Annotated in this window: 12 protein-coding genes; 11 read left to right on the forward strand and 1 reads right to left on the reverse strand. The window is 42.0% G+C overall.

What is annotated here, in order from left to right:
- Positions 1–4 precede the first annotated feature (4 nt).
- The 4 genes from FTU16_RS11830 (at position 5) to FTU16_RS11845 (ending at position 4,888) form a co-directional block, all read left to right on the forward strand.
- Entirely contained in the window at positions 5–901 is an 897-nt protein-coding gene (locus FTU16_RS11830) for an acetaldehyde dehydrogenase (acetylating) (RefSeq protein WP_180163327.1), read from the forward strand.
- Positions 902–912: 11 nt separating this feature from the next.
- Positions 913–1,932 carry a 4-hydroxy-2-oxovalerate aldolase gene (gene dmpG / locus FTU16_RS11835; protein WP_180163328.1) on the forward strand — a complete coding sequence of 340 codons (1,020 nt, stop codon included), beginning with the start codon at positions 913–915 and terminating at the stop codon, positions 1,930–1,932.
- A gap of 536 nt (positions 1,933–2,468) precedes the next feature.
- The gene (locus FTU16_RS11840; RefSeq protein ID WP_180163329.1) at positions 2,469–3,737 is read left to right on the forward strand and encodes an OprD family outer membrane porin; all 1,269 of its coding nucleotides are present in this window, start codon (positions 2,469–2,471) and stop codon (positions 3,735–3,737) included.
- Positions 3,738–4,030: 293 nt separating this feature from the next.
- A complete protein-coding gene (locus FTU16_RS11845) occupies positions 4,031–4,888 on the forward strand; it encodes an alpha/beta fold hydrolase (RefSeq protein WP_078192776.1) in 858 nt (285 codons plus the stop codon).
- A gap of 406 nt (positions 4,889–5,294) precedes the next feature.
- Here the strand turns inward: FTU16_RS11845 and hcaR are convergent, their stop codons facing one another.
- A complete protein-coding gene (gene hcaR / locus FTU16_RS11850) occupies positions 5,295–6,200 on the reverse strand; it encodes a DNA-binding transcriptional regulator HcaR (RefSeq protein ID WP_078189744.1) in 906 nt (301 codons plus the stop codon).
- 279 nt (positions 6,201–6,479) lie between these two features.
- On the opposite strand from hcaR, the gene hcaE reads away from it, so the two are divergent.
- From hcaE to FTU16_RS11885, 7 genes are all read left to right on the forward strand, one after another.
- Entirely contained in the window at positions 6,480–7,847 is a 1,368-nt protein-coding gene (hcaE, locus tag FTU16_RS11855; RefSeq protein ID WP_078192774.1) for a 3-phenylpropionate/cinnamic acid dioxygenase subunit alpha, read from the forward strand.
- Complete coding sequence (hcaF, locus tag FTU16_RS11860; protein ID WP_106985355.1) at positions 7,844–8,362, forward strand: 3-phenylpropionate/cinnamic acid dioxygenase subunit beta; 519 nt, start codon at positions 7,844–7,846, stop codon at positions 8,360–8,362. The genes hcaE and hcaF overlap by 4 nt, the downstream gene beginning before the upstream one ends.
- The gene (gene hcaC, locus FTU16_RS11865; protein WP_067763933.1) at positions 8,362–8,688 is read left to right on the forward strand and encodes a 3-phenylpropionate/cinnamic acid dioxygenase ferredoxin subunit; all 327 of its coding nucleotides are present in this window, start codon (positions 8,362–8,364) and stop codon (positions 8,686–8,688) included. Before hcaF ends, hcaC begins: the two co-directional genes overlap by 1 nt.
- Positions 8,689–8,690: 2 nt before the next feature.
- Positions 8,691–9,509 carry a 3-phenylpropionate-dihydrodiol/cinnamic acid-dihydrodiol dehydrogenase gene (gene hcaB, locus FTU16_RS11870; RefSeq protein WP_078192772.1) on the forward strand — a complete coding sequence of 273 codons (819 nt, stop codon included), beginning with the start codon at positions 8,691–8,693 and terminating at the stop codon, positions 9,507–9,509.
- 66 nt (positions 9,510–9,575) lie between these two features.
- Positions 9,576–10,538 (forward strand): 3-carboxyethylcatechol 2,3-dioxygenase, encoded by a 963-nt coding sequence (locus FTU16_RS11875; protein ID WP_180163330.1) that lies wholly within the window; start codon positions 9,576–9,578, stop codon positions 10,536–10,538.
- An 11-nt stretch (positions 10,539–10,549) separates the two neighbouring features.
- Positions 10,550–11,785: a 3-phenylpropionate/cinnamic acid dioxygenase ferredoxin--NAD(+) reductase subunit gene (gene hcaD, locus FTU16_RS11880; RefSeq protein ID WP_168377925.1), complete on the forward strand. Its 1,236-nt coding sequence runs from the start codon at positions 10,550–10,552 to the stop codon at positions 11,783–11,785.
- 436 nt (positions 11,786–12,221) lie between these two features.
- Positions 12,222–13,124 carry a DMT family transporter gene (locus FTU16_RS11885; RefSeq protein WP_180163331.1) on the forward strand — a complete coding sequence of 301 codons (903 nt, stop codon included), beginning with the start codon at positions 12,222–12,224 and terminating at the stop codon, positions 13,122–13,124.
- Positions 13,125–13,175: the final 51 nt, after the last annotated feature.

Below are 13,175 nucleotides of genomic sequence, written 5' to 3' on the forward strand. Positions count from 1 at the left end.
ATTCATGAAAAAGATTAAATGTGCATTGATCGGTCCAGGGAACATTGGTACTGACTTGCTTTACAAACTTCAACGCAGCGAATTTTTAGAACCAGTATGGATGGTCGGTATTGACCCAACGTCTGAAGGTTTGGCTCGCGCTGCTAAAATGGGTTTAAAAACCACTGCTGAAGGCGTAGATGGTTTACTTGCACACGTAATTGAAGACGACATTAAAATCGCATTTGATGCAACTTCTGCCTATGTTCATGCTGAAAACAGCCGCAAATTAAATGAACTTGGCGTGTTAATGATTGACTTAACACCTGCTGCAATCGGTCCATTCTGCGTACCACCAGTAAACTTAGAAGCGTTATTGAACGCAGGTGAAGTTCCGAACGTCAACATGGTGACATGTGGTGGTCAGGCAACGATTCCTATGGTTGCTGCGATTTCACGAGTTCAGCCTGTTGAATATGGCGAAATCATTGCAACAGTTTCAACAAAATCTGTGGGTCCAGGTACACGTAAAAACATTGATGAATTTACTCGTACCACTGCCGGCGCTATTGAAAAAGTGGGCGGTGCGAAACAAGGTAAAGCGATCATCATCATTAACCCTGCTGAGCCACCACTGATGATGCGTGATACTGTTCACTGTCTTGTTGAAGGTGAACCAGATCAAGCAGCAATCACTGAATCTGTACATGCGATGATTCTTGAAGTTCAAAAATATGTACCAGGTTACAAACTTGTAAATGGTCCTGTATTTGACGGTAACCGTGTTTCAATCTTCTTAGAAGTTGAAGGTTTAGGTGATTATCTTCCTAAATATGCAGGTAACCTCGACATTATGACTGCGGCAGCTGCACGTACTGCAGAAATGTTTGCAGAACGCGTTTTATCCACTGTTGAAGCTTAAGGAGTAGCCACATGTCTAAGGTTATTATTCACGATATGACTTTACGTGATGGTATGCACCCAATGCGCCATCAAACATCAATCGAGCAAATGATTGCTATTTCAACTGCGCTTGATGATGCCGGTGTACCGCTGATCGAAGTTACTCATGGTGACGGTCTTGGTGGTAACTCAGTGAACTACGGTTTTGCTGCAGCAACTGATGAAGAATATTTAAAAGCCGTTATTCCAAACCTAAAACAGGCGAAAGTGTCTGCACTTTTACTTCCTGGTATCGGTACGGTTGATCATTTGCATATGGCACATGATGTTGGTGTTTCTACGATTCGTGTAGCAACACATTCAACTGAAGCAGACGTTTCTGAACAGCATATTACGGCTGCGCGTAAACTCGGCATGGACACTGTGGGCTTCTTGATGATGGCGCACATGGCTACACCAGAGAAATTACTCGAAGAAGCACAAAAAATGGTGTCTTACGGTGCAAACTGTATTTATGTAACAGACTCTGCAGGTTACATGCTTCCTCAAGATGTGACTGACCGTGTAGGTATCTTACGTGCAAACTTGGGTTCAGAGATTGAACTTGGTTTCCATGGTCACCATAACTTAGGTATGGGCGTGGCAAACTCTGTTGCTGCTGTTGAAGCGGGTGCGATCCGTGTCGACTTGGCATCTGCTGGCCTAGGCGCAGGCGCAGGTAATACACCATTAGAACTATTCGTTGCGGTGGCGAACCGTATGGGTATGGACACTGGCGTAGACTTGTTCAAAGTTCAGGACGTTGCTGAAGAATTGGTTATACCAGTGATGCATCAGCCTATCCGTGCTGACCGTGATGCAGCAACTTTAGGTTATGCAGGTGTGTATTCTTCATTCCTATTATTCGCAAAACGCGCTGAAGCGAAATACGGCGTATCTGCTCGTGAAATTCTTCTTGAGCTTGGTCGTCGTGGTACGGTTGGTGGTCAAGAAGATATGATTGAAGACTTGGCATTGACCATGTCTAAAGCAAAAGAAGCCAATGCTTAATTTGCTTTAAGTCAAAAAGCGCCCGAAATGGGCGCTTTTTTTATGTCTCAACTGACTATATGGGCTTGGTTTTTAGTTGAGATTGAATTGATGCATAGAAAGCGGATTGAAATAAGAAAAATTCTGCGAACCAATGGCTGATTTCGAGCAGCCATAGTAGTAAAATTTAACTTTAAGTTGTTGATGATTATATAAATTAAATATCATGTCATAGCTAAATTTTATAACTCAAATAAGGATAAATCTCAGCAAAAAACTTTGTTTAAACTTAAAAGCAATTAATACAGCGCATGTAATTGCAAAAAATAAAAAACTTTAAATTTTATGTTAATAAAACATGGGGTTAATTTAATCAGTTGTTCTAAATGATAAAAAAGAGTTATTGTTTTAATCTCTAAGGAAAATAAGCAGAAATAGCTTCCAAAGTTCAAGTCGCACAAAAGCCTGATAAACCTTAATACTGTAGTCGGATTTTTTTCCAAGGTATTGTTGAGCATGATGATGTCATAGCTTAATTTGATCACTGGGAATAAGCCATGCGTCGTCAAAATTTATGGATAGCAATTCTTGCTGCGACAGCAACATTAGGAACATCTGCAACTTATGCGGACTTTGTTGACGACAGCCAAGTACAATTGAAATTTAAAAACTTCTACTTAGACCGTCAAATTAAAGAAAATCCGGCGGGTAATTGGGGTTCATGGTCACAGGGTGTGACTTTGGATGCCAAGTCAGGGTATCAAGATATTGGTGCAGGTATTCAAGTGGGTGCTGACCTTTTGGTTCAACATGCATTTAAACTTAATGCACGTGATAAAAACCCAGACTGGATCTTGCCGCACGACGGTAAAGAATCAAAAGATAACTTTGGTAAAGTGGGCGTGACCCTGAAAGCTAAAGTATCTGAAACTGAGTTGAAAGTCGGTGAGTTATTACCGGTTTCTCCAGTGTTGGTTTTCGATCCATCACGTCAGTTAATGACGACTTATAGCGGTGCATGGTTAGAATCGAAAGAGATTAAAGATACCAAGTTAACTTTGGCTTACATTGACGGGATTAATAACCGTTATGACAACCAATTCCGTGATTTATCAATGTTCGCTCCAGGTAAAAGATTACCAGATGGCATCATAGGTCATTATGATCTTGGGCCAACTTCTGATGGTATGTATATTGCGGGTATTGACCATCAATTTACACCTGAAATTGGTGGTAGCTATTGGTATGCCGATGTTCAAGACATTTACACACAGCAATATGTCGGCGCGAACTATAAAACTAAGTTAGGTGAAAAAGCCAAACTGGATAGTCATATCCGTTACTTCGATAACTCGGATTCTGGTGACAAACTATATGGCGAAATTGATAACCAAGCGTTATCGGTTGGTGCGAAAGTGAATTACGGTTCGCATACCTTTGGTTTGGGTTATCAACAAATGTTTGGTGATAATGCATTCCCAACACTGGGTGGATGGGTGCCGCAGCCGTACTTAGTCAACTGGGGTATAGCAACATTTACTGCAAAAAATGAAAAATCATGGGGCTTTACTTATGGCTATGATTTCTCAGAAATGGGTGTGAAAGGCTTAAATACAACTGCTGTGTATTTCACAGGTTCAGATGCAGAAATTGCTGGTCTTAAAGATCAGAAGTCAGATGAATTGAACTTAATTGTGAACTACACCGTGCCTGAAGGTAAGTTGAAGGGCTTAGGCTTCCAGGCAATGTATATCGATGCCGATTTCGATTACAAATCTGACTTGCAAGAGTACCGTGTCGCGACAACTTATACCTATAAGTTCTAATTTCTCAGGATAAAAAAGAGGGAAGTGGATTCATTGCTTCCCTTTTTATTTGCTGGGTTATTTAAAAAAGAAATACCTCAAAGATTTTATGGATATATTTTTGAGTTATGTATTTAAAAACAATAACTTAAATTATAGTCTATTTGTTGTTTATGATCGTAAATATGTATCAGTTAGCAGTGGCTGAACAGGTAATATGAGACTGTAAAAACCACAAAATCCAAAAGAGTCCCCCTTGTGTTTAAATCCGCTATGGATTGAAACATAAGCTCTACGCAATACGAGGAGCATGTATGAGCACTGTTCAGATTCCTGACTATACAACTGATTCATTCTTTGGTTTAGAAGATAAATGGATTGAAACTGCTGAAGGCGAATTAACGCATTACCACGAAGTGGGTGAAGGCACACCAATTCTATTTTTACACGGTTCAGGTACAGGTGTATCTGCTGCTGCAAACTGGTGGTTAAACCTTCCACAAATTGGTGAACAAGCACGTTGTATCGCTATCGATACTATTGGTTATGGTCAAACTGTTGTTGCACCGAATACTGCTTATGGTATCCGTGCTTGGGTTGATCACGCTGTACGTACGTTAGATGCCCTAGGTATTGAAAAAACTTGGTTAGTGGGTAACTCACTCGGTGGCTGGTTAGCATTCCAAATGGCTTTGGACTATCCAGAACGTGTATTGGGTATCGTTTCTATGGGTACAGGCGGTGCTAAACAAACTGCAGCACTTAAAGCACATGCAAACCCTGTATTAACCGAAGAAGGCATCAAGAAAACCTTGTCTATGTTTGTTGTAAACAAAGACTTGATCACAGACGAATTGGTAAAAGTACGTTTTGCATCTGCTGCAAATGACTATGCATCTAACCGTTTGATGGATGTTGTTGGCGCACGCGACCGTGACCGTTTCGAATTCCCACTCGACTTCGAAAAAATGAAAGACATTACTGTGCCAGTATTGTTGATTCACGGTGTACAAGACGTGGTGATTCCTGTATCTCGTACGTGGGATATTTTGAATACCGTTCCTCATGCTGATGCGCATATTTTCAGCCAATGTGGCCACTGGTCTCAAGTTGAAAAAGCAGAAGAATTCAACACCGTGATTAAAGATTATTTAAAAGCGCGTGGTGTGTAATTTCTTGTCACTGACATGAAATTCAAAAAAAGGATGGTTTTGCCATCCTTTTTTTTATATAAATCTTTTGAAAGAAACACTTTAAGTGAGTATTATTCTCATTAAAAGGTCGACAGTGTACGGTCTAAATCAGTAAAAAGGCATAAAATAAGCTCATCTAAATGGTTGGGGAAGGGGAATTATTTATTAGACTTAAGTTGTAAATCGGCTATTCTTAGCAATTTTTATCAATGTCTAAACTAAAATTTATAAGTTATTTTCCATCAAGTCGATATGCATGATAGATAAAATGCGTCGATTAAAACATTTAAACGATTAAAAAAGCGACTTTTTAGCCATAAAAAAAGCACCATTATTTATTTCAAAAATAATGGTGCTATATCTATAAATTATGACTTGGCGAAAATTAACGCTGTTCGCGATTGATATCTAGATAAAAAACTTTGGTTAGCAGTTCAAGGAATTTATCTACAGCCACAGAACTTGCCGTTTTTCGGTAACTTACGTACAGGTCTAGATACGGTAATTCGACATCTAAAGGACGAATCACAGTATTGTTCATGGTCAATGGCGCGATGTATCCCGGTAGGATCGTGCAGCCTAAGCCCATGCCGATGGAGTTAATGTTAAACAGGATATTGTCGGCTTTTTGCACGATATTAAATTGAATACCATGGGTCGAAGCAAAGTCCAAAATGGCTTCATGCAACGTGCCAGATTGTTCACGTGCAGGAATGATAAAATCAATCCCATTCAATGCTTTAACTGGAATGCGCTCGTACTTCGCTAAAGGGTGATCTTTGGGTAAAATAAAGATCAGCGGTTCACGCAGTACAAACTGACTTTCAATTTCGTCGCTGTGGAAGTTATTGCGGGTAAAAGTGATGTCCAGTTCACCTTTTTGCAGCAATTTCATCTGATCACGGTTATTTAAACTGAGTAATTCAATCTTGAGTTCTGGGTTCTGAACACGTAAATTTGGCAGCACATAAGGGAAGATTTTCATCTCTGCAACAGGGACAAAACCAATGCGCAGCATCTGCTGTTTGGCTTGTGAAACCTGACGTGCCATAGCCACAGCTTTGTCTGCTTGTGCCAAGGTTAAACGTGCTTGTTCTAGAAATACGGCACCTTCTTCTGTGAGCTCAACTTTACGTTTAGTACGGTGCAACAGTTTTACGCCGACATCTTCTTCAAGATCTTTAATTTGTTGGCTTAAAGAAGGTTGAGCAGTATAAAGTTTTAACGCAGCTTTACTGAAATTGAGTTCTTCAGCGACAGTAATAAAGTAGCGTAAGTGTCGTAATTCCATATAATCAACCCGTGGAGTAATCCAAAAAATGTCTTACTTAGAAGTCCGTTCAGTATAATCTATAAACAACTATTGCGTGAGGATTATTTTACCATTCACGAAATAAATGGTGTTCTCGGCAATTTAAAAAAAATGCCATAAAAAAAATCTACCGTAATAATCCATAAAATCTCTTAATTAAAACAAAATAAATATTTCCCGAAAATCGGTCTAAAATCCATCATCGTTGAAAAGTTGAGTCTATTACTTTGTGCCTTACTGGTCACAGGAGAGCTTTTCATGAGTGGAAAAATTGATGTGCGCGAAATCGATGCTTTAGTCGATGCACAAAATGGACGTATCACGCCATCTATCTATACCGATCCAGACATTTACGAACTTGAACTAGAACGTGTGTTCGGTCGTACATGGTTATTCCTATGCCATGAGAGCCAAATTCCTAAAGCCGGCGATTTCTTCAATACCTATATGGGTGAAGATCCAATCATCGTGGCACGTCAAAAAGATGGCTCAATCAAAGCATTCTTAAACCAATGTCGTCACCGCTCTATGCGTGTGAGCTTCGCGGACTGTGGTAATACACGTGCGTTTACTTGCCCATACCACGGCTGGTCATACGGTATTGACGGTTCTCTAAAAGATATCCCGCTTGAAGATCGTGCTTACCCACATGGTGCATGTAAAGAGCAATGGGGTCTGGTAGAAGTTAACCGCGTTAAATCATACAAAGGCTTAGTATTCGGCTGCTGGGATGAAACAACTCCAGATCTAGAAGAATACATGGGCGATATCGCTTGGTACCTGGACGGCGTTGTAGACCGTCGTGAAGGTGGTACTGTGATCGTTGGTGGTGTACACAAATGGGAAATCGACTGTAACTGGAAATTTGCAGCTGAACAGTTCGCTTCTGACCAATACCACGCGTTGTTCTCTCATGCATCTGCGATCCAAGTACTTGGCGCGAAACCAGATGATGAATCTTCTAAGAAATTAGGTGCTGCACAAACTGCCCGTCCAGTTTGGGAAACTGCCAAAGACGCGATCCAATACGGTTCACGTGGTCACGGTTCAGGCTTCTTCTTCACTGAGAAACCAGACGCAAACGTATGGGTGGATGGTGAAGTAGCAAACTACTTCCGTGAAACGTATGAAGAAGTGAAAGAACGCCTAGGTGAAACTCGTGCACTGCGTCTTGCTGGTCACAACACTATGTTCCCAACACTATCTTGGTTGAACGGTACTGCAACGCTTCGTGTATGGCACCCACGTGGTCCAAACAAAACTGAAGTATGGGCATTCTGTATCTGTGATGCGGACGCGCCAGAAGATGTACAAGCAGCATTTGAACGTTCTGCAACACGTGCCTTCGGTCCTGCTGGTTTCCTAGAGCAAGATGACTCTGAAAACTGGATTGAAATTCAAAAAGTTTTACGTGGTTATAAAGCCCGTCAAAACAAACTCATTATGGAAATGGGTAAAGGTAACGAGAAAGTACGTGAAGATGGTATCCCGGGTATCACTAACTACATTTTCTCTGAAACTGCAGCGCGCGGTATGTACCGTCGTTGGGCTGACCTATTGATTCATGAAAAATGGGAAGACGTTGAAGCTGCGGCTGACGAATATGAGAAGGAGCTTATGAAATGAGTCAAGTTAGTTTAGAACTCCATCACCAAATTAGTCAGTTCCTTTATCGTGAAGCAAAATTGCTGGACGATTGGAAGTTCCGTGATTGGTTAGCTGTATTAGCGGAAGATATTTCTTATACGCTACGCACAACACCAAACGCGCAAACACGTGACCGTCGTCGTTCGATTGAGCCGCCAACAACTTGGGTATTTAACGATACTAAAGATTTGTTGGAACGCCGTGTAGCTCGTTTAGAGACAGGTATGGCTTGGGCTGAAGAACCTCCTTCACGTACAACACACATGGTTTCAAATGTGATTGTTGAAGCGACAGAAGTTGAAGGCGAATACGACGTTTACGTAACGTACTTGTTGTACCGTACCCAGAAAGAGAAAGATGTAACAATCTACTGTGGTAAGCGTCACGACAAGATCCGCAAAGTTGACACTGAGCAAGGTTTCGAAATCTTCAACCGTAAGATTACCCTTGATCAGGTGACTTACAACTCACATAACCTGAGCGTGTTCTTCTAATGAATAAGATTTTTGTTTGCCAAGTTGACGAATTAGACGAAGGCGAAGCATTGAAAGTAGATTGCGGCGTGAATGGTATCGATGCGCTTGCAGTATTCAACAACAATGGCGAATTTTTCGCGATGAACGACCGTTGTTCACATGGTAATGCTTCAATGTCTGAAGGTTACCTTGAAGATGATGGCACTGTTGAATGTCCACTTCATTCGGCTCGATTCTGTTTGAAAACTGGTCAAGCATTATGCTTACCAGCAACAGATCCTATCAAAACATTCCCTGTGATTGTTGAAGATGGTGCTTTATACGTAGAGATGGCAGGAGAGTAATCATGGGTTGGCTACAAGGCGAAGTTGCACTTATTACCGGTGGTGGTTCAGGCTTAGGCTGGGCATTGGTTGAACGTTTCTTAGAAGAAGGTGCACAAGTTGCTGTTCTTCAACGTTCTCAATCGAAAGTTGATGCATTGAAAGAACATTTTGGTGACCGCGTGCTTGCGATCGCAGGAGATGTAGCCAGCTATGAGGATAATGTTCGTGCAGTTCAAGCAACTGTAGAACATTATGGCAAACTTGACTGTTTCGTCGGAAACGCAGGTATCTGGGATCATTACGCAGATATCGTCAATACATCGGGTGAACAGCTGGAAAAAGCTTTTGATGAGATTATGGGTATTAACACCAAATCTCTCATCTTAGGTGCCAAAGCTGCACTTGATGCATTGATAGCTTCGGAAGGTTCTATCATATTTACTTTGTCTAACTCAGCACTGTATTCGGCAGGCGGAGGCCCTGTATACACAGCGTCTAAGCATGCTGGCGTTGGGATCATGAAAGAATTAGCCTACGAGCTTGCGCCTAAAGTACGAGTGAACGCTGTTGCTCCGTCGGGTATGAATGTAAACATCAAAGGTGCTGCTTCTTTAGGCCAAGAAAACCTCGGTCTACTCGATGCACGCGATCCTGAGAAGATTGCACGCGGCATGCCGCTCAATTTCTTACCCGAACCTGAAGATATGACTGGTTCATACGTGTTATTGGCTTCTCGTCAAAACAACCGCCCATTAACTGGTGTTTTAATTAATGCTGAATGTGGTCTGGGTATCCGTGGTTTACGACAACCACGTGCTGGCTTCTTTGACGAGATTTAATTCGCCAAAACCGTAAAGGACTTACTCGGCAGCCGTTTTTGGCTGCCTTCCGTTTAGGAGTCACCCATGGCCGTTAAACTTATTTGTGCATCGCACAGTCCCCTAATGGAATTCGCTTCTCCGCAAGAGAAATACAAAGAGGAAAAAGTTCGCGAAACTTTTGCCAAACTCGCTAAAGAAGTTGAAGACTATAATCCAACATTGATCATTACTTTTGGTCCAGACCATTTCAATGGTTTCTTCTATGACCTCATGCCATCTTTCTGCGTGGGTATTCGTGCCAAAGCCGCAGGTGACTGGGATTATGGTAAAGACAATGATCACATCAACGTACCTGAAGAAACTGCAGTGAATTTAGTACGTCGTGTGTTGGATGAAGGTGTTGATGTTGCGTACTCATACCGTATGCAAGCAGATCATGGCGTGACTCAACCATTACATTTCCTATGTGGTGGCAAGCTTGATCGTTATCCAACGATTCCAATTTTTATCAATGGTGCTGCTGCACCGATGCCAACAACTAAGCGTACAGTCGCTTTGGGTCGTGCAGTCGGTCAGTTTATTCAATCATTGAACTTAGAGAATGAACGTGTATTGATTTTGGGTACAGGTGGTCTTTCACATGATCCACCAACACCGCAAATGGGTTCAGTTCCACCTGAAGTGGAAGAGTTCCTGATTGCAGGTCGTAATCCAACTGAAGAGGCACGTAATACACGTCAAGGCAAAATCATTGCTGTCGGTCAAAAACTCGCAGCGGGTGATACTTCTGTCGCAGTGCCTTTAAACCCAGAATGGGATCGTGCATTGCTTGATACTTTCGCCAAAGCTGACTTTGCTGCCATTGAAGCGATGACTGAAGCTGAAATTCGTGTTGAAGGTGGTCGTGGCGGTCAAGAAGTTCGTTCTTGGATGGCTGCTTTTGCTGCACTACATGAAGTTGGCGAATACGACATGACAACACATTGCTACGAAGACATTAGTGAGTGGATTGCGGGCTTCGGCATCGTATCTGCAGAATTGAAATAAGGAACAAACCCATGAGCCAAAATGGTATCGAAACCATCGTTATTGTTGGAGCTGGTCAAGCTGGTGCTAGCGCCATTTTAGAACTCCGTGCGAACAAGTATGAAGGCAAAATCATTTTGGTGGGTGATGAAACACATCTTCCTTATGAACGTCCGCCTTTGTCTAAAGACGTAATTCTAAAACCTGAAGAGACCAAAATCGAAATTCTGTCAGAAGAAAAATTGGCAGAACTCGGTGTTGAACATATTCGTGGCAATGGCGTTGTGAAAATCCATAGCGATGCAAAAACAGTTGAACTGAAAAATGGCGAAATTGTTGCATTTGACAAGTTGCTTCTAGCAACCGGTGGTGCAGCACGCCGTTTACCGAATTTCGATGCGCTGGGTAAACATGTTTATACGCTACGTAACCTAGAAGATTCACAAGCATTGGTGCCTGTATTACAAGCGGGTCGCCGTATTGTATTGATCGGCGGTGGTGTGATTGGTCTTGAGCTTGCTTCTTCAGCACGTTTCAAAGAGTGTCAGGTAACTGTGATCGAAATGGGTCCTATGGTGATGGGCCGCTGTTCACCTCGTATCCTGAGCGAATTCCTGCTTGAACAACAACGTTTGGCAGGGATCGACGTTCGTCTGGAAACCAAAATTGCAGATTGCAAACTGGATGGTGAAGAAGTGGTGATTACCCTTGAGGGTGGTGAAGAACTTCGCGCTGATGCTGTAGTTTATGGTATTGGTATCGTGCCAAATGCACAATTGGCTGTAGAAGCTGGCCTGGATGTTGATTTCGCGATTAAAGTAAATGAAAACTGCCAGACTTCAAATGCAGACATCTATGCAGCAGGTGATGTGGCAACTCAACTTCGTAATTGCGGTAACCACCGTCGTGTCGAAACTTGGGAAAATGCCAACCTGCAAGCAGGGATCTTTGCACGTCATGTGATGGGCGTTGAGCATCCGACACCTAACCCGGCATGGTTCTGGACAGATCAGTTGGACATCAATTATCAGTTCGTAGGTGACATGGCGGCTGCTGAATGGCAAGTTCGTGGTGAAATCAATCCAGAGCTTCGCGCTGAATCATCATTCGTGATGTTTGGTGTGACTGATGGCGTTATTGTCGGCGGTATTACGGTAAATGCGGCAAAAGAAATGCGTCACCTGAAAAAGCTGATCAGCAAGAATGCAGCGTTTGAAGCAGATAAATATTTAGATTTAAGCCAAGATTTACGTAAACTTGTAAAGTAAGCTGAATGTCTAAGATGAGCAGACTTGCGGTAACGTAGGTCTGTTTTTTTATGTCTTTAGTTTTAGCATCGCACTTATAAAGCTATTTTGTAGTCCATGTATATAGTTTTAGCTTATGTAGATCTATTCAACGGTTTTAATCCTCCCCAGCCCTCCTTTTTCAAAGGAGGGAGTAGTCTTTGTGAAGAATGGATTTCGTTTAGATGTTTCCCTCCTCTTTTTTTTAAGAGTGGTTAGGGGAGATTATTGATCGTTTGAAGAGAAGTCCTTATACCCCAAACGATCGGGTGGCATTCATACCGCCTCCAATTTAGTTGATAAAGGGGAGAACAATAATTGGTCTTAAACTTTATTAGTTAATGGTCTTACGAGTAGTTCCAGATCTGAATAGTGGGTTTCAGGTTAAGTCGTTAGAACAATCAAATTTGAGAATGAAATGAAATCTTCACTGCCGCTGACGGCAAGTATATATGCTCTTTTGGTACTGATTTGGGCGACGACGCCGCTCGCGATTGTGTGGAGTGTACAGGAAATACATCCGATGTGGGTGTTGATTATCCGTTACTTCGGTGCATCTATTATTGCGCTGTTTTTGTTGAAATTGATGCGTGATCCTTTGCCGTTTGATGAAACCTCATTAAAAAGTTATGTGGCAGGGAGTTTGAATTTGATTGGCGCACAGTTATTTATTTATCTGGCAGCCAATTATCTCACCTCTGGTTTAATGGCACTGATTTTTGGTTTTTCACCCTTAATTGCCGGTTTGATTGGGCATGTAATTTTAAAAACACATAAATTGGTCGCTTTGCAGTGGTTGGGCATGGCGGTTGCAGTGGGAGGTCTAACTTTTGTCTTTGCAGATTCTGCTGATAGCAAAGTCAATCCAATTGGCGTTGTACTGATGCTAATCAGCATGGTGTCGTATATTAGTTCGATTTTTTGGGTGAAGCAGATTAATGCACCGTTAAAGCCGATGTCTCAGGCAACAGGTTCTCTGATTGTTTCTGCTTTAGGATCGATGCTCATTATTCCATTTATTTGGCAGCATTTTCCAACCGAATTGCCAAGTGGCCGTGCCATGATAGGTTTTGTCTTTACCATGATCATGTCATCCATTGTGGCAATGCTGTGTTACTTCTGGCTTATAAGACGTTTGGCCGCATCAACGGTGTCACTCAGTAATGTGATGACACCTGTCATAGCATTGGTTTTGGGAGCTACGTTGAACAGTGAACATATTAGCTCCAATGCCTTTGTTGGAATCGTGGTCGTGATGTTTGGTATTGTGATGTACTTTTGGAAAGAGTGGAGCGAGCAATATTTTAATAAAGTACGTTGAACCTCGTACATCTAGAGAATTATAAGGAAGCTGCGGCTTCCTTTTTTGTTC

Origin of the sequence: Acinetobacter sp. YH12069 (genome assembly GCF_013419675.1) — a bacterium.
GTDB lineage: Bacteria > Pseudomonadota > Gammaproteobacteria > Pseudomonadales > Moraxellaceae > Acinetobacter > Acinetobacter amyesii.